The organism is Pseudomonas sp. GW821-FHT12A04, from assembly GCF_058807755.1.
In genome coordinates this window covers 252,531-274,381 of the sequence record NZ_JBXAQZ010000003.1, presented here as the reverse complement: position 1 = coordinate 274,381, position 21,851 = coordinate 252,531, and the positions used below count along the sequence as shown (strand labels likewise).

Annotated in this window: 20 protein-coding genes; 10 read left to right on the top strand and 10 right to left on the bottom strand. The window is 58.3% G+C overall.

Annotation, left to right across the window (positions count from 1 at the left end):
* The first annotated feature begins 7 nt into the window (after positions 1 to 7).
* The 9 genes from AC1RS8_RS06650 to AC1RS8_RS06610 all read left to right on the top strand — a co-directional run bounded on the left by AC1RS8_RS06650 (position 8) and on the right by AC1RS8_RS06610 (position 11,729).
* Complete coding sequence (locus AC1RS8_RS06650) at positions 8 to 1,198, top strand: pyridoxal phosphate-dependent aminotransferase (RefSeq protein WP_489340563.1); 1,191 nt, start codon at positions 8 to 10, stop codon at positions 1,196 to 1,198.
* Complete coding sequence (locus AC1RS8_RS06645; protein ID WP_090455100.1) at positions 1,191 to 2,606, top strand: aldehyde dehydrogenase family protein; 1,416 nt, start codon at positions 1,191 to 1,193, stop codon at positions 2,604 to 2,606. The genes AC1RS8_RS06650 and AC1RS8_RS06645 overlap by 8 nt, the downstream gene beginning before the upstream one ends.
* A gap of 99 nt (positions 2,607 to 2,705) precedes the next feature.
* Complete coding sequence (locus tag AC1RS8_RS06640) at positions 2,706 to 4,307, top strand: ABC transporter substrate-binding protein (RefSeq protein ID WP_489340564.1); 1,602 nt, start codon at positions 2,706 to 2,708, stop codon at positions 4,305 to 4,307.
* Positions 4,308 to 4,442: 135 nt separating this feature from the next.
* Positions 4,443 to 5,402, top strand: a complete 960-nt coding sequence (locus AC1RS8_RS06635; protein WP_057714915.1) for an ABC transporter permease — start codon at positions 4,443 to 4,445, stop codon at positions 5,400 to 5,402.
* Between the two features lie 3 nt (positions 5,403 to 5,405).
* The gene (locus AC1RS8_RS06630) at positions 5,406 to 6,233 is read left to right on the top strand and encodes an ABC transporter permease (RefSeq protein WP_057714914.1); all 828 of its coding nucleotides are present in this window, start codon (positions 5,406 to 5,408) and stop codon (positions 6,231 to 6,233) included.
* A gap of 2 nt (positions 6,234 to 6,235) precedes the next feature.
* The gene (locus tag AC1RS8_RS06625; RefSeq protein ID WP_489340565.1) at positions 6,236 to 7,882 is read left to right on the top strand and encodes an ABC transporter ATP-binding protein; all 1,647 of its coding nucleotides are present in this window, start codon (positions 6,236 to 6,238) and stop codon (positions 7,880 to 7,882) included.
* Positions 7,883 to 7,891: 9 nt separating this feature from the next.
* Positions 7,892 to 8,602 carry an NAD(P)H-dependent oxidoreductase gene (locus AC1RS8_RS06620; RefSeq protein WP_057714912.1) on the top strand — a complete coding sequence of 237 codons (711 nt, stop codon included), beginning with the start codon at positions 7,892 to 7,894 and terminating at the stop codon, positions 8,600 to 8,602.
* 766 nt (positions 8,603 to 9,368) lie between these two features.
* Positions 9,369 to 9,824, top strand: a complete 456-nt coding sequence (locus AC1RS8_RS06615; protein WP_489340566.1) for a hypothetical protein — start codon at positions 9,369 to 9,371, stop codon at positions 9,822 to 9,824.
* Between the two features lie 288 nt (positions 9,825 to 10,112).
* Positions 10,113 to 11,729 (top strand): mechanosensitive ion channel family protein, encoded by a 1,617-nt coding sequence (locus AC1RS8_RS06610; RefSeq protein ID WP_489340567.1) that lies wholly within the window; start codon positions 10,113 to 10,115, stop codon positions 11,727 to 11,729.
* 86 nt (positions 11,730 to 11,815) lie between these two features.
* Here the strand turns inward: AC1RS8_RS06610 and AC1RS8_RS06605 are convergent, their stop codons facing one another.
* From AC1RS8_RS06605 to AC1RS8_RS06570, 8 genes are all read right to left on the bottom strand, one after another.
* On the bottom strand, positions 11,816 to 12,316 hold the full coding sequence (locus AC1RS8_RS06605) for an outer membrane beta-barrel protein (RefSeq protein ID WP_154909005.1): 501 nt from the start codon (positions 12,314 to 12,316) through the stop codon (positions 11,816 to 11,818).
* Positions 12,317 to 12,386: 70 nt separating this feature from the next.
* Positions 12,387 to 13,982, bottom strand: coding sequence for an EAL domain-containing protein (locus AC1RS8_RS06600; protein ID WP_489340568.1), 1,596 nt, complete (start codon positions 13,980 to 13,982; stop codon positions 12,387 to 12,389).
* A gap of 263 nt (positions 13,983 to 14,245) precedes the next feature.
* Positions 14,246 to 15,259: a helix-turn-helix domain-containing protein gene (locus AC1RS8_RS06595; protein WP_489340569.1), complete on the bottom strand. Its 1,014-nt coding sequence runs from the start codon at positions 15,257 to 15,259 to the stop codon at positions 14,246 to 14,248.
* 127 nt (positions 15,260 to 15,386) lie between these two features.
* Positions 15,387 to 15,719 carry a hypothetical protein gene (locus AC1RS8_RS06590; protein ID WP_090455108.1) on the bottom strand — a complete coding sequence of 111 codons (333 nt, stop codon included), beginning with the start codon at positions 15,717 to 15,719 and terminating at the stop codon, positions 15,387 to 15,389.
* 646 nt (positions 15,720 to 16,365) lie between these two features.
* Entirely contained in the window at positions 16,366 to 16,848 is a 483-nt protein-coding gene (locus tag AC1RS8_RS06585; protein WP_057714905.1) for a hypothetical protein, read from the bottom strand.
* Entirely contained in the window at positions 16,845 to 17,666 is an 822-nt protein-coding gene (locus tag AC1RS8_RS06580) for a winged helix-turn-helix domain-containing protein (RefSeq protein ID WP_489340570.1), read from the bottom strand. Before AC1RS8_RS06580 ends, AC1RS8_RS06585 begins: the two co-directional genes overlap by 4 nt.
* Before the next feature lie 622 nt (positions 17,667 to 18,288).
* Positions 18,289 to 18,750 (bottom strand): hypothetical protein, encoded by a 462-nt coding sequence (locus tag AC1RS8_RS06575; protein ID WP_150813256.1) that lies wholly within the window; start codon positions 18,748 to 18,750, stop codon positions 18,289 to 18,291.
* A gap of 159 nt (positions 18,751 to 18,909) precedes the next feature.
* A complete protein-coding gene (locus AC1RS8_RS06570; protein WP_057714902.1) occupies positions 18,910 to 19,590 on the bottom strand; it encodes a DUF3313 domain-containing protein in 681 nt (226 codons plus the stop codon).
* Between the two features lie 333 nt (positions 19,591 to 19,923).
* Between AC1RS8_RS06570 and AC1RS8_RS06565 the strand changes: the two genes are divergently transcribed.
* The gene (locus tag AC1RS8_RS06565; RefSeq protein ID WP_057714901.1) at positions 19,924 to 20,316 is read left to right on the top strand and encodes a GFA family protein; all 393 of its coding nucleotides are present in this window, start codon (positions 19,924 to 19,926) and stop codon (positions 20,314 to 20,316) included.
* A gap of 11 nt (positions 20,317 to 20,327) precedes the next feature.
* Here the strand turns inward: AC1RS8_RS06565 and AC1RS8_RS06560 are convergent, their stop codons facing one another.
* Positions 20,328 to 20,750 carry an MAPEG family protein gene (locus AC1RS8_RS06560; protein ID WP_090457871.1) on the bottom strand — a complete coding sequence of 141 codons (423 nt, stop codon included), beginning with the start codon at positions 20,748 to 20,750 and terminating at the stop codon, positions 20,328 to 20,330.
* A gap of 78 nt (positions 20,751 to 20,828) precedes the next feature.
* The gene (locus tag AC1RS8_RS06555; protein ID WP_489340571.1) at positions 20,829 to 21,782 is read right to left on the bottom strand and encodes a diiron oxygenase; all 954 of its coding nucleotides are present in this window, start codon (positions 21,780 to 21,782) and stop codon (positions 20,829 to 20,831) included.
* Between the last annotated feature and the right edge of the window lie 69 nt (positions 21,783 to 21,851).

Below are 21,851 nucleotides of genomic sequence, written 5' to 3'. Positions count from 1 at the left end.
TGAAGCCATGCGCTTTTCCGATCTGACTCAACGTATCGCCGGTGACGGCGCCGCCGCGTGGGACATTCACTACCGCGCCCTGGCACTGCGCGAGCAAGGTGAAGACATTCTGCTGTTGTCCGTGGGCGACCCGGATTTCGACACGCCACAGCCCATCGTGCAGGGTGCGATCGACAGCCTGCTAAACGGCAACACGCACTATGCCGAGGTGCGCGGCAAGCGTGCCCTGCGTGAAGCCATTGCCAGGCGTCATCAACAACGCAGCGGCCAAAGCGTTTCGGCCGATCAGGTCACCGTACTGGCCGGGGCGCAATGTGCGCTGTTCAGCGTGGCCCAATGCGTACTCAATCCGGGTGACGAAGTGATCGTCGCCGAGCCCATGTACGTCACCTACGAAGCGGTATTCGGTGCTTGCGGTGCCGTGGTGGTGCCGGTGCCCGTACGCTCGGAAAACGGCTTTCGCGTGTTGCCCGAAGATGTCGCCGCGCGCATCACTCCGCGCACCCGGGCACTGGCACTGAACAGCCCGCACAACCCGTCCGGCGCCAGTTTGCCGCGCAGCACCTGGGCCGCCTTGGCTGAGTTGTGCATCGGCCATGACCTGTGGCTGATTTCCGATGAGGTCTACAGCGAACTGCTGTTCGAAGGCGAACACGTCAGCCCGGCGAGCCTGCCGGGCATGGCCGAGCGCACCGCGACCCTCAACAGCCTGTCGAAATCCCACGCCATGACCGGTTGGCGCGTCGGCTGGGTGGTGGCGCCGCCATCTTTGGCCGCGCACCTGGAAAACCTCGCCCTGTGCATGCTCTACGGCTCGCCGGATTTCATTCAGGACGCCGCCGTGGTGGCCCTGGAAAGCAACCTGCCGGAACTCGAAGCCATGCGCGAAGCCTATCGCCAGCGTCGCGATCTGGTGTGCGACTGCCTGGCCGATTGCCCCGGCGTGCGGGCGTTGAAACCCGATGGCGGGATGTTCGTGATGCTCGATATCCGCCAGACCGGGCTCAGCGCCCAGGCGTTTGCCGACCGTCTGCTGGATCGCCACGGCGTGTCGGTCCTGGCGGGCGAGGCCTTTGGTCCGAGCGCGGCGGGGCACATTCGCCTCGGTCTGGTGGTCGGTGCCGAACCGCTGCGCGATGCCTGCCAGCGCATTGCCCGTTGTGCCCAGGAATTGATGGAGGCCCAGGTTCATGCTTAATCACAAGACACTGTTCATTGATGGCCGCTGGCAAACCCCGTCGGGGCGGGGCATCGCCGAGGTGATCAACCCGGCCACCGAGGAAGTCTGCGGCAGCGTTCCGCTGGGTGATGAACTCGATGTTGAAAACGCCGTGGCGTCGGCTCGCCGGGCCTTCGCTTCATGGTCGCGCACGCCGTCCAGCGTGCGTGCCGGTTATATCCGTGCACTGGCCGATCAACTGCGCAATCGTGCCGATGAGATGGCCGCGGTCATCACAACGGAACTGGGCATGCCGGTGCAATGGTGCCGCTCGGTGCAGGTCGACGGGCCGATCACTGGCCTTGAGCAGTACGTCGAACTGGCGCATCTCATGGACGAGGTGCGCGAAGTCGGCAACTCGCTGGTGATCCGCGAGGCCGTGGGTGTCTGCGCGTTCATCAATCCGTGGAATTACCCGCTGCACCAGTTGATCGGCAAACTCGCCCCGGCACTGGCCGCCGGTTGCACGGTGGTGGTCAAGCCGAGTCAGGAAACCCCGCTGCATGCCTTCCTGCTGGCGCAGATGATCGAGGACATCGGCCTGCCTGCCGGGGTGTTCAACCTGGTCAGCGGTCCGGGCTCGAAAGTCGGCGAAGCGCTGGCCAAACACCCGGACGTGGACATGGTGTCGTTTACCGGCTCCACCGGTGCCGGGGTGCGGGTCGCGCAAGCGGCGGCACCTTCAGTCAAGCGCGTGTGCCTGGAACTGGGCGGCAAGTCGCCGTTGCTGATCGCCGAGGATGCCGATCTGGCAGCGGCGGTGCGCTACGGCGTGCAAGACGTGATGATCAACTCCGGCCAAACCTGCACCGCGCTGACCCGCATGCTGCTGCCGGCCAGCCGCTACGCGGAGGCCGTCGAACTGGCGCTGGCGGAAACGTTGAGCCTGCGCATGGGCGATCCCCTCGACCCGCAAAGCTTCCTCGGCCCGATGTGCTCGGCCGGGCAAAAACGCACTGTGCTCGATTACATCAAGGTCGGCCAACAGGAAGGCGCACGACTGCTGTGCGGCGGTGACACGCCAACGACGTTCGAGCGCGGGTTCTATGTCAGCCCGACACTGTTCGCCGATGTCGACAACCGCATGCGCATTGCCCAGGAAGAAATCTTCGGCCCGGTTCTATGCCTGATTCCCTACGCCGATGAGGCGCAAGCGATCCAGATCGCCAACGACTCGCCGTTCGGCCTGTCCAGCGGCGTCTGGGCCGGCAGTGCCGAGCGTGCCTTGCAACTGGGGCGTCAGCTACGCGCCGGTCAGTGCTTCCTCAACGGTGCCGCATTCAATTATCAGGCGCCGTTCGGTGGCTACAAACAGTCGGGTAACGGTCGCGAATGGGGTGAGGAGGGGCTGAACGAGTTCGTCGAAGTGAAGGCGATCCAGGTGTGACGGTTGGCGATTCAAACGTTGTATGCACCGGGCCATGGCCCGGTGTCTTGCGTGGTTTTGAACCGGTAATTCATTAGCTTTTTGATCAGGGGCAATGCAATGAGCGATAACAAAAACAAGATTACTCAAGCGAACCATGAATTCAGTTTCCCGCGTAGAGACTTCCTCAAGTACAGCGCCGCTGCCGCAGCGGTGGCCGGGGCGTTCTCCATGGGGCTGCCGTTTGGCGCCCTTGCCGGGGAGGCCACGCCAAAACCCGGCGGTGTACTGCGTCTGGGCCTGGCCGGAGGCAGCACCACGGACTCCAAGGATCCGGGCTCCTGGGCGGACACCTTCACCTTCGTCGGCTTCTCGGCGGTCTATAACACCCTGACCGAAATTGCCGTCGACGGCACGGCCATCCCCGAGCTGGCAGAAAGCTGGACCTCGACCCCGGACGCGCGCATCTGGACCTTCAAAATCCGTCAGGGCGTGACCTTCCACAACGGCAAGACCCTGACCGCCGACGACGTGGTCGCTTCGATCCAGCACCACCTCGGCGAGAAATCCACCTCGGCGGCCAAGACCGTGCTGGGTGACGTGGCCAAGGTCAGCGCCAACGGCAGCGACAGCGTGGTGTTCGAACTGCACTCGGGCAACGCCGACTTCTCGTATGTGGTCGCCGATTACCACCTGGCGATCATGCCGAGCAAGGATGGCGCGGCGGACTGGCAGGTCGGCGCCGGCACCGGTGGCTATCGCCTCAAGGACTTCGAGCCGGGCGTGCGCATGACCCTGGAACGCAGCCCCGATTACTGGAAACCGGGTCGGGCACACTTCGCCAGTGCCGAATTGATCGCCATCGCCGACGGCGCGGCGCGGGTCAATGCGCTGGTCACCGGGCAAGTGGATGTGATCAACAAGGTCGATCTGAAAACCGTCGCGCTGCTCAAGCGCAACCCGAACCTGGTCATCGAAGAAACCAAAGGCGCCCAGCACTACACCTTCCCGATGCTCACCGACAGCCAGGTGTTCCAGAACAACGACGTGCGCCTGGCGATGAAGCACGCGATCAACCGCGAAACCCTGCTGGCTTCGGTGCTGCATGGCTATGGCCTGGTGGGCAACGACCATCCGATCCAGCCTGGCAGCCGCTTCATCAACACTGCGCTGGAGCAGCGCACCTACGACCCGGACAAGTCGCGCTTCTACCTGAAAAAGGCCGGTCTGGATTCGCTCAAGGTTCGCCTGCAAGCCTCCGACGCTGCCTATACCGGCGCCGTGGATGCTTCGGTGCTGTTCAAGGAACAGGCTCGCGCCGCCGGGATCGACATCGACGTGGTGCGCGAACCGGCGGACGGCTTCTTCTCCAACGTATGGATGAAGCAACCGTTCACCACTTCGTTCTGGTACAGCAGCCTGACCGCCGACCGCATGTTCAGCATCGGTTACGCCAAGGGCGCGGCGTGGAACGAAACCCACTGGGACAACCCGCGCTTCAATCAACTGCTCAACGCCGCTCGCGGCGAAATGAACGACCCGCTGCGCCGCGAGATGTACAACGAAATGCAGGCGCTGTGCCGGGACGAGGGCGGGGCGATCGTGCCGTTGTTCGCCAGTTCCGTGGCGGCGCGTTCCAACCGCGTGGTTCACGGCGGGCAGACCGCGCCCTATGGCGAGCTGGATGGCCTGCGGGTGATCGAGCGGTGGTGGCAGGCGTAGGCACTGTAGGAGCGAGCTTGCTCGCGATGGAGGCCAACGGTAATGCGGGAAACCTGATTCACCTCGGTGTCTTCGGGTTTTTCGCGAGCAAGCTCGCTCCTACAGGGGCTGCTATCTGTATTGAGGAACTGCACGATGAGAAGTATTTTCAAGCTGTTGGGGCAGCGTCTGGCGCTAGGCCTGCTCTCGCTGTTCGCCGTCTCAGTGATCATTTTCCTGGCCGTCGGCATGCTCCCGGGCGATATCGCCCAGGCCATGCTGGGCCAGTCGGCCACCCCGGAAACCGTGGCCGCCTACCGCGCGCAACTGGGGCTGGACCTGCCGCCATTGTCCCGCTTTGGCCACTGGATCTGGCAGTTGCTGCACGGTGATCTCGGTGTGTCGCTGGCCAACCAGCGGCCGATCGCCGAACTGGTGGGTACGCGTTTGGGCAACACCTTCAGCCTCGCATTGCTGGCAGCGCTGGTGTCGGTGCCGCTGGCTTTGCTGCTGGGGATGCTCGCGGCGTTGTACCGCAACAGCTGGTTCGACCGTTTGCTCAACACCTCGGCGCTGAGCGCGGTGTCGTTCCCCGAGTTTTTCGTCGCCTACATCCTGATCCTGGTGTTCGCGGTGAAGCTCAACTGGTTCCCGAGCATTTCCAACCTCGCGCCGGACGCCTCATTGGGCACGGTACTGGAGCGTTCGGTGTTGCCGGTGGCGACCCTGAGCCTGGTGGTCATCGCGCAGATGATGCGCATGACCCGCGCATCCTTGATCAACCTGCTGGCCAGCCCCTACATCGAAATGGCCCGACTCAAGGGCATCAGCCAGTCGCGGATCATCTTCCGTCACGCCTTGCCCAATGCCCTGGCCCCCATCGTCAACGTGGTGGCGCTGAACCTCGCGTACCTGGTGGTTGGCGTGGTGGTGGTCGAAGTGGTGTTTGTCTATCCGGGGCTCGGCCAGTTGCTGGTGGACTCGGTGGCCAAGCGTGACATCCCGGTGGTGCAGGCCTGCAGCCTGATCTTCGCCGCGACCTACATCCTGCTCAACACCAGTGCCGATGTGCTGTCGATTGCCAGCAACCCACGCCTGATGCATCCGAAGGGGTAGACCATGAGCCTGTTAAAACAAGTGTGGCAGGCGCCCCTGAGCGCCAAGTTCGGTTTGTTGATGATCCTGCTGTACGTGCTGGTGGCGGTGTTCGCGCCGGTATTGGCACCGTTCGGCGAAACCCAGGTGGTGGGCGAGGGCTTCGCCCCCTGGGGCGGGCAGTTCCTGTTGGGCACCGATAACCTGGGGCGCGACATGTTCAGTCGCCTGGTCTATGGCGCGCGCAACACCCTGGGCATAGCCTTCCTCACCACCGTCCTGGCGTTTCTGCTCGGCGGCTTGAGCGGCCTGATCGCGGCGATCAAGGGTGGTTGGGTCGATCAGGGATTGTCCCGGGTGGTGGACATCCTGATGGCCATTCCGCAACTGATCTTTGCCTTGCTGATTCTCAGCGTGGTCGGCACCACGGCGACGTCGCTGGTGCTGGTGATTGCGCTGCTGGATGCGACCCGGGTGTTTCGGCTGTCTCGTGCTGTGGCGATGAACGTGGTGGTGCAGGATTTCGTCGAAGCCGCACGCCTGCGCGGTGAAGGCCTGTGGTGGCTGGTGACCCGCGAGGTGTTGCCGAACGCGGCGGCACCGCTGATTGCCGAGTTCGGCCTGCGTTTCTGCTTCGTGTTCCTGTTCATCAGTGCGCTGTCGTTCCTCGGCCTGGGCATCCAGCCGCCCACCGCCGACTGGGGCAGCATGGTGCGCGACAACGCGGTGCTGATCACCTTTGGCGACATCAGCCCGTTGCTGCCCGCCCTGGCCGTGGCCTTGATCACAGTCAGCGTCAATTTCGTCGTCGACTGGATGCTGCACAAATCCAGCGGCCTCAAGGAATGCTGAACATGACGACCTCAAAACCTTTGCTGGAAATCCGCAACCTGCACATCGAAGGCCACTACGAAGATGCCTGGCATCCGCTGATCAAGGGCATCGACCTGACCCTGCAACGGGGCGAGGTGCTGGGGCTGATCGGCGAGTCCGGCGCGGGCAAGTCGACCCTCGGCCTGTCGGCCATGGGCTACACCCGCGACGGCTGCCGGATCACCGGCGGCTCGGTGCACTTCGACGGCATCGACTTGCTCAACGCCAAGCCTGAGGCCCTGCGTAAACTGCGGGGGCTGCGTATTGCCTATGTGGCACAGAGCGCGGCAGCCTCGTTCAACCCGGCCCATCGCCTGATCGACCAGCACGTCGAAACCGCTGTGAAAAACGGCGGCATGAGCCGTGAGCAGGCCATGCGCGAGGCGGTGGAGTTGTACCGGGTACTGCGCTTGCCCAATCCCGAAACCATCGGCCAGCGCTATCCGCATCAGGTCTCCGGCGGCCAGTTGCAGCGGGTCATGACCGCCATGGCGATGGCCTGCCATCCGGACCTGATCATCTTCGACGAACCGACCACCGCGCTGGACGTCACCACCCAGATCGAGGTGCTGGCAGCCATTCGTGACGCAGTCGCGACCTATGGCAGCGCGGCGATCTACATCAGCCACGACCTGGCGGTGGTGGCGCAGATGGCCGACCGCATCATGGTGCTGCGTCACGGCAAGCTGGTGGAAGAGGCCGAAACCCGGCAGATGCTCGGTGACCCGCAGGAGGATTACACCAAGTCGTTGTGGGCGGTGCGCAGTTTCCGCACCGAACCCAAGGCCTGTCCGCAGCAGGAACAACCGCTGTTGGAACTGCGCAACAGTTGCGCCAGTTATGGCCAGCAACCGGTGCTGCACGACGTTTCCCTCAAGCTCTACCGTGGTCAGACCCTGGCGGTGATCGGCGAGTCTGGCAGTGGCAAAAGCTCCACCGCGCGGTTGATCACCGGTTTGCTGCCACCGACCTACGGCCAGGTGCTGTACGACGGTGAACCCTTGCCGGCGGACTTTCGCCAGCGCAGCAAGGAGCAACTGCGGCGCATCCAGATGATCTACCAGATCCCCGATACCGCGCTGAATCCGCGCCAGCGCATCGTCGACATCATCGGCCGGCCGCTGACGTTTTATCTGGGCCTCAAGGGTAAAGCCATGCGCGCCCGGGTTGCCGAACTGCTGGAGATGATCGAACTCGACCCCGCGACATTCATGGATCGTCAGCCCCGGGAGCTGTCCGGCGGGCAGAAGCAACGCATCTGCATCGCCAGAGCCCTGGCGGCCGAACCGCAACTGATCATCTGCGATGAAGTGACCTCGGCCCTCGACCAATTGGTGGCTGAAGGCGTACTGAAATTGCTCAACCGCATCCAGCAGCAACTGGGTGTCGGCTATCTGTTCATCACCCACGATGTTGCTACTGTGCGGGCGATCGCCGATGAGGTATTGGTGATGCAACGGGGCAGGGTGGTGGACCACGGCTCGCGCAGCCAGATCTTCACCCCGCCGCATCACGACTACACCGGGCTGCTGTTTTCTTCCGAACCGCAAATGGACCCCGACTGGCTCGACCGGTTGCTGGCCACGCGCGCTTCCACACCTTCAACCGATACGCTGGAACAAGTCTAAGGAACCACCATGAAAGTACTGATCGTCCACGCTCACCCGGAGCCGCAATCCTTCACCGCCGCCCTGCGCGACCAGGCTGTCGCCACGCTTGAAGCCCAGGGCCACGAAGTGCAGGTCAGCGACCTGTACAAAATGAACTGGAACCCGGTGGCCAGCGACGCGGACTTCTCGAATCGGGAAAACCCCGAATACCTGGTCTATGCCCTGGAACAACGCCTGGGCGTGAAGAGCCAGTCGCTGGCGGCGGATATCCAGGCTGAGCTGGACAAACTGCTGTGGGCCGACCTGCTGATCCTCAACTTCCCGATCTTCTGGTTCTCCACCCCGGCCATGCTCAAGGGCTGGATCGACCGGGTGCTGGTGTCGGGCATCTGCTATGGCGGCAAGCGTTTCTACGATCAGGGCGGACTGGCCGGCAAGAAAGCGCTGGTGACCGTGACCCTGGGCGGGCGTGAACACATGTTCGGCGAAGGCGCGATTCACGGTCCGCTGGAGGACATGCTGCGGCCGATCCTGCGTGGCACCCTGGCTTATGTTGGTTTTGATGTGCTGGAGCCGTTCGTGGCCTGGCATGTGCCGTACATCAGTGACGAGGCGCGCCAGCAGTTTCTGGTGGATTACGGGCAGCGACTGCAGCATCTGAGCGATGATCAGCCGCTGGTGTTTCCGAAGTTGGCGGAGTTTGATGACAAGCTCTATCCGCTGACAACCAATGCCTGACCAACACCACATACCCCCTGTGGGAGCGAGCTTGCTCGCGATGAGGACATCAGCTTCAACATCTATGTTGACTGAGCCACCGCCATCGCGAGCAAGCTCGCTCCCACAGGTTTTTTGTGAGTGTCAGATATTCTGCAGCCTGCTGTTTGAGATCTGTTTAACGGCTGTCAGCGTTACTTCCAGCAAGCTACGACGGCTTGCGTCATTGCCTACAGCTACGCCAGAATCCGCCGGCTTGTGCGTCTTGGAGCCGGGTTCTATCGTTTGCCGGTCGCTGGAAAACAACAGCGATCGGGTTTGGTAGCCCGGTTATCCAGGCGCAGAGCACCACGCTTTGCAGAGTATTTTGTCTCTGCTTAATGGTGGTCATGCGTAGGGCGTCTTCGGATGCGCCGGGTTCCTGGGCCGGTCTACCAACCTGCGTATGGCCACCACCCCTCGTTTGGTATTGGCAGTGAATCGGGCGCTGGATCGGCTCGATCCGGCTGAGTAACCGCACATCCGCAGATCACCAATAGACCTGCAGGAGCGAGCCTGCTCGCGATATCGGCCGTACATTCGACATTTATGTGCCTGATACACCGCCATCGTGAGCAGGCTCGCTCCTGCACAACGTCCACCGCTTGTTCGGAAGTCCTTCTGTGCGGGGCCGTTGAACTACACTTTTCAGTTACTCCACCCGATCGGCAGGCGACGCATGGCGCCGCTTGCCGCCCGCCAGTCGACCCAAAGGCTTGCCCGTTGTGGCAGCCTGTCGGAGGTCATCATGAAACGATTTTCACCGGTCAGCCTGTGTATCGCATTGTCGATTTTGAGTGCCCCGGGTTGGGCGCAATCGGTGGTGCCGATGAAAGGGCAAAGTTCGCAACAAACCCAGGCCGACATCAACGAATGCAACAGCATCGCCGCCAGCCAGAGCGCCTCGACGGCTTCCACGCCTTCCGGCGGGAGGATCAAGGGTGCTGCTGCCGGGGCCGCCGCCGGCGCGGTCGGGGCCCAGGTGCGCGGCAATCAGCATGACGAAGCTTATGATCGTATCGACGATGACAGGAAACAGGACTATCGCCAGAACCGCGCCAAGGAGACGGCGGCGGCCGGCGCCGTGGTCGGTGCTTCACGTCAGCGCCAGGAACGCCGGGAGCAATCGAAAACCACCCAGGCGAACACCACGACGGCCTACACCAGCTGTTTGCAGGGCAAGGGTTATCAGGTCAATCCTTGAATCAGGTATGGAACACACTGTGGGAGCGAGCTTGCTCGCGATGGCGGCGGCACATTCAACATCCCGGTGTCTGACCCACCGCTATCGCGAGCAGGCTCGCTCCCAAAGGGATCTTCAGTGTTTCAAGAATTCGGTCGAGAGCACAATTTCCGGGGCTTGAGCTCGCTGTTTCAAGAAAACAGACGGATAAGGAAACGGCCTGTAGCTCCAATCTGACAACCGTTCATCGGTGAACTACGCTGCGATACGTACTCTGGATTTGAATTTCGTGACGTAAGGATCTGACACATGCGGAGCAGGCTGCTCACTGTATTGTTTACTGTTTTCGGGATGTTTTGGTCGGTGCAACTGTGGGCTGAAGACGCCCCGAAAGTGGTCGATGCTCCCGTTGAATTGAAAGTGGCCAACCGCAGCATCATGGTGTTTCGCGCGACCATCCTCGGTGAAGCCCCGGCCTCGCGGGTCAAACGGGCGAAAGCGGTGATCGGTGAGGCGCTGGATGACGCCGACGACCTCAATGTCACCCTCGACCCGATCATGAAAAGCTACATGGTGCTGCTGGGTTCTCGCCGTGCGTTTATCGTTTCGCCCACGGATTTCGACGAGACCGAATACGACTCGGTACAGCAGGCCGCTGAAGCCGCGGCCGACAGGCTGCGCCAGGTCGTGGCCGAAACCCGGGAAGCCCGTAGCCTGCAGTTGATCCTGCGTTCCGTCGTCGCCGCGTTGCTGGCCACCGGCATTTACATCGCGCTGCTGTTCGGCATGTCGTACCTGCGGCGCAGAGTGCTGCAGAAACTGCCTGAACTGATGCATCGGCACACCCAGGCGCTGAAAGTCGGAAAGGTTCCGCTGATCGACGCCAACTTCCTTTATCCATTGGTCAGCCGCGTGCTGGAGTTGCTGCGCTGGGTCATCGTGCTGCTGCTCTCTTACGAGTGGTTGGGGTTTGTCCTGTCGCGGTTTCCCTATACCCGGCCTTGGGGTGAAAGCCTTAACAACTATCTGCTGGAAGTCGCCGACTATTTGCTGCAAGGGATTCTAGGGGCCATCCCCGGGCTCGGCGTGGCGCTGGCGATCTTTTTCATTGCCCGTGGCGCGACAGCGTTCTCTCGCCGGATACTGCGGCGCATGGCCACGCCCGGCACCTTCAACTGGCTGAACCACGAAACCCTGAAACCGACTCAGCGCCTGACTTCGCTGGCGATCTGGTTGTTTGCCCTGGCCATGGCTTATCCCTACTTGCCGGGTGCGGGTACCGATGCGTTCAAAGGCTTGTCGGTGCTGGTCGGCCTGATGATCTCCCTGGGTGCTTCCAGCGTCGTCGGGCAGGCGGCGGCCGGATTGATCCTGACGTACACCCGAACCCTGCGTCCCGGTGAGTTCGTGCGCATTGGCGAGCACGAAGGGACGGTCACTGAACTGGGCATGTTCACCACGAGCATTCGTACCGGCCTGGGCGAAGTGCTGACCCTGCCCAACTCGATGATCACCGGTACGGTCACCAAGAACTACTCACGGGTCGTACAAGGCCCCGGTTATGTGGTCGACACCGTGGTCACCATTGGCTATGACACCCCCTGGCGGCAGGTCGAAGGGATGTTGCTGGAAGCCGCCAGACGCACGCCCGGCGTCCTCGAAACCCCACCGCCGCAGGTGTTCCAGACGGCATTGTCGGACTTCTACCCGGAATACCGGCTGGTGGCCCAGGCCATACCCAGCCAGCCTCGACCGCGCGCCGTGCTGTTAAGCATGCTGCACGCCAACATCCAGGACGTGTTCAACGAGTACGGTGTGCAGATCATGTCGCCGCACTATCTGGGCGATCCGCAACAAGAGAAATGGGTGCCCAGGGACAAGTGGTACATGGCACCTGCGCAGGAATCGAAGGAGACGTTGAAGTAATGGCAGGGTGGGGTAGGTAGGGCGAGGACGAGCATTGTGCAGAGTGCGATGAGCGGCCCGGGGGAGGCCGCTCAGTTGTAGCGGTGTCAGAAAAGCATATAGGCGGATGCAGTCGTCTGATTCAGGTCGATCTCTCCGACCTCCAGAACTTCGTATTCAGCGCGCACGCCGATGTTGCGAAAGACATCGAACTCGACGCCGACACCGTAGGTCAGGTCAACCCCGGTATCGTCGTCGGTGGCATTACCGTCGGCGTCCCAGGCGTGAGCACCGACACTGCCGAATACCCGCAACCGATCGCCCAGTGGAAAGCCGACATGGGCGGCAGCCTGAGCCGATTTACCATCGAAATCGACATTCTTGTCCTTGAATTGACCCAGGTCGACGTAGGCCCCCTCGAAGGCCAGGTAGCTATTGACGCGATACCCGGCATAAACCTTGTAGCTGGTGTCGTCGTCGTCCAATCTGGATTCGTCGGTCTGTATGCTGCTTACGCCAGCTCCAAGATATAAACCTTTGTCATCAGCGAGCGCCTGAAAAGACAGCAGCGATAGCAGTGAAGCGAAGCCAAGGTTTCGAAGTAGCATGGGTGGTGGAGTCCTTGTTCAGGTTTGTCTGGTGTTAGGGTTCGGCGAGCATTTGAGGGGCCATGAAGGGTTAATAAAAATCATTGATTGATATTTTTGAGTCGTAAGGCGGGATGTTTTCCGGACATTGAAAGTAGCGTCTTGCCAATGCTTGAATTGGCAGCGCTTTGGAGAACAACCAGCCTTGCGCCAATAGAACCCCCTCCGAGACCAGATGCGGCAGTTGCTCCTGAGTCTCGACACCTTCGGCCACGACCTTGAGTCTCAGCGACCTGGCCAACTGGGCAATGTGGCGCCACAAGGCATCCTTGGCCGCGATCTTGTCGTCGGCGATGAATGAGCGATCTAATTTCAGAATGTCGAAAGGCACTGAATCGAGGAGCGAAAGGTTGGAATAGCCGATACCGAAGTCGTCCACGGCAATGCGATGTCCGCACGCACGAAGCCGTCGCAATTGCAGGGCGGCAGGCTTCTGATCGATCAGGGTCCTTTCGGTGATTTCAAAAGCCATGGCGGACACTGGCATGTTGTAGGTTGCCAGCACGCTGGCCACATAGTCTGGAAAACTTGGGTCCTGGATATCCTGGGCGCAAAGATTGACCGTAATGTAGAAGTCCTTGCACGCCCAAAGGTAGGTGCTGTAATCCTCCGCCACCTGTCGAATCACCGAACGTGTAAGTACGCGGATCAAGTCGGATTTTTCCGCCACCGCAATGAAAACATCCGCAGGCACTTGGGTGCCGTTGTCGTTCCAGCGGGAAAGTGATTCAGCGCCCACCAGATAGCCCGTCGTCAGGTTGACGATAGGCTGGTAGTGAACATCCAGCCTGTTGGCTTTCAGGGCATTGCGAAGCCGTACGGCGGTAGAGGTGTAATGCCGTTTGACACACCATGCGAGCAAAAACAGCGCTGCGAACACGCACACAAGGCCAATGAATAATTTGAATTTGAGACTCGTCAGGTAGCTCAACGGAAGAGAAATGACCGAGATCAGTTCATTTCGGTTGCCCGCAAAGGCGATGAGGACCTTGTCTGCCGAGGTAACCAGTTCTTCCAGGTGGAACGGTTTCTGCACCGTCAGCGGTTTGTGGCCCGTAGAGGCAATGGGCACTGCGCCGCCGGGGCCGATGAGGTCCAGTTGCAGGTCCTTGGGAAACTTCAAGTTGTCGAGCAGGAGCTTCTTGTTTGCCCAGACGTAGGTTGACTGTTCCGACACAATGATAAAATCGGTGTCCGCGGAAACCGTGTGGCCAGCATCCACCCAGTAGGTTCGCTTTCCAACGGAAAACTTGCGCTTGTCGCTATCGGCCAGTATCGAGGGAGGTGCTTGTCCGTTGGAGGAACAGATCTTGCCATTGGGCAACTGGATTGCCGCTTGATCAACAAATCGCAGGTTCTTGACCAGGTCAGCCAGTTGTGAGTATTGCTCTATGGAGCATTCCTGACCCGAGCGATCGAGATCGCCGAGGGTTTCCAGTACTTTGTCGATCTGCGCATTGGGCTCCACTTGAGCAGCACGCAGATCGGCATAAACATTATTCAACTTCCGTGCAACGAATTGATCCGCCAACCCTCCAGCACAGAACCATGCGGCCCAACCTGTTGCAGCAATCAGACATACAGTGACTGCGTGCCTTCCAAGTAACGCTTTATATGCGGCAACCATCGAAAAACTCCGAGGTATCATTATTTCACTGTGTTTTCTGTAGTCGCGGATTAAGCGACTTCAGTACCAGTCAATTACCCAAGCCAACAAGATGCCGCTGGCATAGACGGTAAGACACAGTGCGATTTTCTGCTTGAGTGGCAGTGTGTTTATTCGATGTTGCATGCTTATCTCCTTGAGTAGGCAAATAAGCAATTGTGGAAACTTGTGGTTAATCAAGGGAAATCATTAATCATCATTTTCGGGGCTTTGATAAACGCCTGTTAACGATAATTTCTATCCCCGACGACCTGGTTGTAAACAGATGAGGTCGTGTTCCTTGGCCTGGCCGAGTTGCGCTTGGCCGTTTCCGACGGCGTCTCTCCGTAAGCCAGTTGATAGGCCTTGGAAAACCGGCCCAGATGGTGAAAATTCCAAAACATCGCGGTTTCTGTGACGGTAGGCCACGTTTTATTGATCAGGTCGCGACGGGCGCTTGCGAGCCTCAAGTTTCTGATATAAGCGATTGGCGATATCCCGAACGTTTCAATAAAGCCGAAATGCAAAGTGCGAGTGGTGGTTTCCAGTTGCCTTACCAGCGATTTTATAGTGAGCGTTTTTTTTGTGTTTTCATGGATGTACTGTATGGCTTGTATCGCCACCTTTCTTCTTGTCGGGACTTTGCGGATGAAGCGGCCAGCGGGCGTCAACGATTGCAACAAAGAAGCGAGTACCGCACTTTCAATCGCCGAACCCTCTGTTTCGCTGCGCTGTGCTGAAGCAGCGTCGTTGATGTCGACACAGCACGCGCTGATGGCTTGAATGGCCGATTGTATGAATTGAAAGTTTTCAGCCTGGAAGCGGTGTTGTGTTCTGTTCGCAAGGATATCTATGACAGAGTGATGTTGGCGGCACCGCTCATAGTTTTCCAGTGTCGTGGTGATGGTGAAAAGTGTTTCATTCGGTTCGCAGGTGTAATGCACCGATTCGTCACTGTGCAGTACGATGACTTCGTCAGGTCGTAGTTTTTGATTGTTTACGACGGGGCGGCCAATCGGTGCCTGGGAGATGGCGAATGTCACGAATCCGGCAGGGACAGAACTGACCAGCGTCACGGATGAGTCGAACTCAAGGCGACTGCACTGCAGTTGCGGACTGTGAAAGAGTTTGTGTTGCCGAATGCGCGCTTCATGCTCGGTCGGAATAAGGCTCATTTCCCATTTGCCTATTGTTCTATTCAGTTGGCTCGGCAAGGCAGAAGACAAATGAAAGATCTCGTCGGGCGGTGCGATACTCATGAAATTGAAGGCTCATCTGTTAAATGATAAGGGTCAAGCCTGACGGGCAGTCATGGAGAAGATACGCGATTGGGCGTTCTTGTTGTCGGTGAGATCGACCCCATTGCCATTGGCTTTGAACGGGTTTTCAGAGTCCCCGGATCAGTTCCAGTTCCGCCGAAAATGCGTACTTGCTGTCCAACGGTGAGTCGTCCATGTGTTGAACGCTGCGCGGATCGATTTTCGAACTGAAGATCTGCGATTGGGGTTTCATCGGATCAATGGCTGCTGCTGTAAAGGCGTAAAAGTCGTCAATACGATAACCGTTTTTTACCTGATAGCCAGTTTTCACAGTAGTTGGGGCCTTTTTGTTGGTTTCGACACTCGTCAATTTTGCACTGTAGACACCCTTGTCGTCGGCCATGGCCTTGAGAGAAAGCAATAAACCAAACGACACGGTGACGAAGTTTTTCAGTAGCATCGAGGCGATTCCTTATTAACAGTTTATTCAGGCAGCGCAGAATGTCAGCTGCATCTCTGCCACGACTTGGGCTGCAAATAATCTCACTTCGATGGTGCCTGCCAAAGTCAATAACTCATATTTGTCAGGTCGTCAGAAGAGGCCAGTCAGCGCTTGCCCGCCCCTCATAGAAGTATGAGCGAACTGGCGTAGCTCATGCCTGTGTCACTTTGTGGTGGGGCGGGGAGAGTAGAATCACTGCTCTGCTCATCTGCATGATACTCATTCTCACTGTGAATCTTCAGATGCGATAGTTTCTGGCTGTCATCCGGGCTTGTTTCAACTTCATAATATTCAATGGTCGTGCTTTCGACGGAGTGCTCGTCGTGCGCCAACGAATAAAGTGGAATGGCAGACAGAAACAAGACCCCCAGGAATCTGAAAGTCGTCGATTTATGGGCTCGCAGGAAATGCATGGCGTTCACTTGATTCCCCCTGTAGGGCATTGTCCCGGACGAGAATCAAGCGGGCTCGATTCCAAGGATTATCGAGGAGGGATTTTTGGCGGGGGAGACGTTTGATTCAAATCAATAAGTATTATTTTTGTTTGAAAATTCTTTGATGTGAACCTTTGCCAGGCGGGTGTCGAGCCCGTTCGGGAGGCCGATTAATGGTTCATACAGCGCAAACGGCCAAGTTCATGGATGTAAAAACACACCGCGTTTTTATCCTGGGTCGGGATCAACTCGTAGTTCAGAATGGCGCCTTCTTGCAAGACGTATTGACGTCTAAAGAACAAGTCAGGGGTCTTTTCAATGGCAAAAAGTTCATTGTCCTGGCTGAGCTTGATGTTGCTGACTTTGATCTCGACGTGTTTATTGGTTTCTCCGATTATGTTCGCTGAGATGGTCGCGTTGCGGATTTTCCCATTCAGGCTTTCCAGCGTGGTCCCCGTGAGCCTGCCATGCCCGATAGTGAGGTACTCTTCGGTGTTGAGTTGGTTGAGATCTTCCAGCCATTGTCGGGATTTTGTCTGGTAACTGATATTTTCCATGTAGTGCGAAGGTGAGTAAACGAAAGAGAAAATGCACAGTGCATTGATCAAGCCTATAAGAGGCCAGTGAACCGCTTGCGAAATTTCAAATTTCATAAAGTGACTTCCAGACATTGACGAATCATCAAGGCGAGGTCCCTTTCGCTGCTGTTCAATTGTAGATTTGCAGTGCTTAGATCCTGGCGGATGCACGAAACGGAATAATTGGCTTTATACAGGTTGATCCAGACCTGGCCCTTCAGGTTTGGTGGCAGCTGTTCGGTTTGTTTGGCGGACAACTCCATCAGCGCTTGCGCCTCGGCAAGATCACTGCCCACGGCGTGTATGACCAGTCCATTCTTGTCGGTACTGGAAATTTCAATTTTTGGCGCGTCGAAGTCGAATTGAAAAATAGTAAAGGCAACGACTGCCAGCGTAACGATATAAGCGATCAGCTGGGCTTTTGTAATGCGCGCGGATTCATTGGTTTTACCTGAGGGTGCAAGCCGCCCGTCACTACCAGCCGGCGGTAGTTGTGAAGGGATGGGGGCGGGGGGCTGCGTTGTTTCCACCCGGGGTGCCGGTACATCTGCTTGTGCATCGACGACACATTGCCGGTTGAAGCAATATCCTCGTCGAGGAACAGTCATCAAGATCTCGTGATCCCGGCTGTCATTGAGAATATTGCGTAGTGAGAAAACCGTTTGATTCAAACTGCCGGAGGCAACCACGCGGTCATTCCAGGTGTAGTCGATGATTTCATCGCGGCTTTTAGTGACACCTGGCTCCATGAGCAGCAGGTCCAACAGGCGCGACTCAGCTCTACCTAACGTGGAATTCTGTACATCTCCATGGGGTGTTGTAATGGAAAGCATGGCGCTGTCCGGGTCGAACACCGCGACGGCGCCATTTTTCAACTTGAAGGTGTAACTCATAGAAATCTTCCGTTCAGGCGGTGCTGGCCTGAGTATAGGGGCCGGATTTGGCTCGGTACATTCTGGTCTGGGAAGTGAACGAAGATGAGGGCCCAGCGGAAGGTGCACTGTGTGTTGCATTTACGATGCTGGATTGGCTCGTTTCAGAGGCGTGCAGTTCGGCAAACAGCCCTGTCTGTCAGAGGTATCCGTTCAATCATACAAAGGAAAAGCATTGCTGGATGACCCATGGTTTTCGATTTGGACACCATGAATAATGCTTGGAATGGATTAACTGCGCTATCCGAAAACTGCAAGCTCGGGCAGGAGGGGGGACGCGCGGCTACACCTCAATGAACTAACCTCGCTGTTGCGCCAGGTTTCTGTATCAGCCTGAACTATCAGGATACAAATCAATGATGGTGTTCTTGTGCACTTGGCTTGTGAAAGATTATTTTTGATTCTTATTAGCTTTTAACCAGGGACGTTACCGATTTAAATGGATCTCGAGGAACGTTGCGTGTCCACGGTTTGTTTCTCGCGGCGTCAACGATCCTCACCTCTCGTTCTACGACTTTGCCCCGAGTCCTTTCATGAAGGGCCCGGGGCTTTTTTTGGTTCTTCACGCCGTTGTCGTCATCGATCAAGGCAAAACATCGTAGCCACGTTGTTGCAGGCAGCTGCTGTAGACGGAGTTGTTGGCGGTGATGCTTTGTTCGCTCTCACTCAGATTCTCCCGGCGCGCCTGACGTTGCCTGGCGCCCCCCACGACGACGCCGGCAGCCGCGGCACTGCGTGCGTGGTTCTGGCGATAGTCTTGGCGGGTATCGTCGTCGATCTGGTCATAGACGTTTTCATGTTGGCGGCCCCGAACTTCCGCCGCCGTCGCACCGGCTACCGCGGCGGTTGCGGCGCCCTTGACCCGACCACCGGAGGGCACGGTGCTTTGTACCGGATGCTGCGCGTTGGCTTGGGATTGGCAGGCACTGGTGTCCTGCTGGATGGTCTGGGAGGTCTGACCTTTGAGGGGAATCACGGTTGCCGCCAGGGCGCTGGTGCTCATCAACAGCATCAGGATCGCCAGGGTATGGGCCAGAATTTTCATCATCGAGTCTCGCGTCAGGCGTCGGCACGGCTAACGGTTTGTCAGAGGGAAAACGCGGCGTGGCGCCACGTTGAAACCCCATGCCGGTCTGCTCGCGATGCCATCCAATGCCGGTGGACGGCAGGCACTTTCACGCTTGCGATGGGGTTTGCTTGAACGTCAGTGCTTGAGGAGCAGGGCCTGCATATCGTCTGACATGCCTTTGAGTGCAACCTTGAAGTCATTGGCAACAATCGGCTGCTTGGCATTCTTGATGGTCTCGCCGAACACCTTGCGCACGATCTTCGCTACCGGCAAACCGGTTTTGGCGTCGATCAGGTTGGCTTCGATGTACATCTCGGCGGTCTGGTCCCGGTGCCCGGTGGCTGCTTGTGTCGCCCCGACAATGGCCCCGATTGGTACGACTTCATACCAGTGCATACCTTCGTTGTTGGCGCTGACGTGAGTGATCGCCGCCTGCAGGATCAGCGACCGTGAATTGGTCGGCGCCAACTGTGGATAAGGGACGATCGCATAGCGGCGGGCAAAGGCGGTCTTGACGCTGTTGCTGGCCATCAATTGCAGGTCTTGCAGGGTTTTCAGGCTGACGCGCGCGGTCGGCTGCGGCGATGGATACAGTTCCATCTGCCTGAACACCACTGTGGAATACGCGCGTGGATCGAACCCTGGCGATACCCAGCGCAATACTTTCTGCTCACTTGGCGTAGTTTGCTCCTCCAGGCCCTGGTAATTGCCCAGGAAGCCCGAGTATTGCTCTTGCTGCGCGACTTGCGAGACACAGCCGACCTGAAATACACAGCTCAAAGCAATACCCGCAATCCATTTATTCGACATGCCCATATGTTTGGTTCTCAAGTGATGAAAGTTGTCATTCGGGTTCCGACCTGGCCCCGGGCATTGGTCCGGGCGCCTTGTTTTCAGGCACTGGTATTTGCCAGTCGGTTACGCAAAGCAGGTGCTTGCACGCCGGTCAATGCGGGCCGAATGCTGCCCGTAGCGGTGGGATAATCCGAATCAATAACTCTCAAAAACTGTTAAACACTCGGTCAGGACAAATTGCACATCGATCACAGTTGCCTACGCTAACCCTTTGCAACGCCGGTTTTGGCATCGCCGTGACGTTCCTGTTTCCACGCTGATACGCCGTTTCGGACGGCCTGAAGGAGGCACCGCATGGACCGATTCACCGGCGGTTGTTTGTGCGGCAAAGTGCGTCTTGTAGCGTCGGGGCGCCCGTTCCGGGTTGGTGTTTGTCACTGTCTCGACTGCCGCAAGCACCATGGGGCGCTGTTCCACGCGTCCGCGATATTTCATCAGGATGCCGTGACAATCGAGGGCGAAACGCGTGACTACGCCGGGCGGCACTTCTGTCCGCAGTGCGGTTCGTCGGTGTTCTCACGCAGCGCAGACGAAGTCGAGGTGAACCTTGGATCTCTGGATGCCCCCGACCAGTTGACGCCAACCTACGAGAGCTGGACTGTGCGGCGCGAGGCCTGGTTGCCGGCGTTTGCACTCACCCGACACTACGAGCGCGATCGAGACGGCACGGGGCGATTTGAGGATTAGCGGGCACGTATTCATATGCCATAACAAGCGGCTATGACAATGAGCGCTAGAAAACACACCAACTGAACGCTAAAGAAGGCAAACCGAACTGCCACGAACGCATTGGTTTGCTCATGGGAGACGTGAACCAATGACTGGCACACGCGAGCGATCAGGACGAGTGTGGACAAGTAGTTCACTACGGCGCCGCTGACATCAAGGGCTGTAATCACAAACACGATGACGCCAAACACAGGCAGGTTTTCCACACAGTTGGCATGGGCCCTTGTCCCGCGGCGATACCAATCTTCGCCTTCGAGCCGATCGCTTCGGAAAGAGGCAATCGGAACACTCGAGAACAGGATTGCGACCCAGCGATAAACCCCGACGGTTGCCATCAATAGCAGCAAGGTCCAGGTCGCAAACCCAAGCAGCATCCACATCGGTATCGTCATGGCCGCCATCCTCGATGGTTCATTGTCAGCACGTCGTCCCGCAGCGCGACCGACGAGCAGTCAGTCGCGCGCTGTCGGTCAATTGCTCATGATGGGGGCCAGAGCGGTCTGAATCCTGGACATCTGTGCTGGCGTTGTCATCTGCGTCAGCAGTCGACCGAAGTGTGGATGCCGTACGCCCGAGATAATGTATTGCCAGCGGTAGGCACTCAGCACGCAGGCCTTGATTTGCGCGGTCTCATCGACTCTGAACGATCGTGAAGCATGACTGATGAAGTAGTCTGCATCGGCTGCCGATTGTGCCTGCAGGATTGCGTCGACGGCCGCTACCAGCGCAATCAGGTCATTCACTGCCTGGTCGTGCTCGGCCGACGAGAGTTTCGCGTGCTCGTCCTGCCATTCCAGCTCATCGAGTACGACGTGCCGGCTTTCATCCTTCCAGTGGAATTTGAAGACATCCTTGAACAACGGGCACAGTTCCTCGCGCGGGGCGATGCTTTGCACGTAGTGCGCCTGAACAAACAGCTCGATGTGACAGGTCAGTGCCAGCACCGCCCAGGTACTGGCCGCCAGTACCGCGCGCGCCACTTCGTTTGGATCGGCAACCTGGCGATATCCCGCTGGCAATTTCGAACTCATCATCGTCTCCATGCGCCGGAACAACTCCTGGTGCTTGATCTCGTCGTTGGAAAAACGCACCAGCGCTTCAAGGGCCAGTTGATTGTCAAATACATGGGCCCGACCCTGGTCGAGCATCTTGGCACTGATAAAACGCTCGACCAGGCCAAAGATGTACGCATAGGTCCGGCCCTGGATCTGACTGAGCAGGCGCGCCTGGGCCTCATCGAGAAAGGTCAGGCGGTCAACCTGCGACAGTCCGTCGGGAAGGAATTTGCGCGAGAAGTCGAAACTGCGGTCCTGGAGCAGATCGCGATCGATCTGCCATTCGGACTTTTTCGATGACCTGACCATTTGCGCATAACGGGCGGTGTTGCCTGACGCTGAGCCGGGTAGGGTAACGACGCTGTTCATATGGATCTCCTGCTGCCCTGGTGGCGTTGGAATGGGGCAATTTCGGTTGACGTCGGAGCCAATGACCCT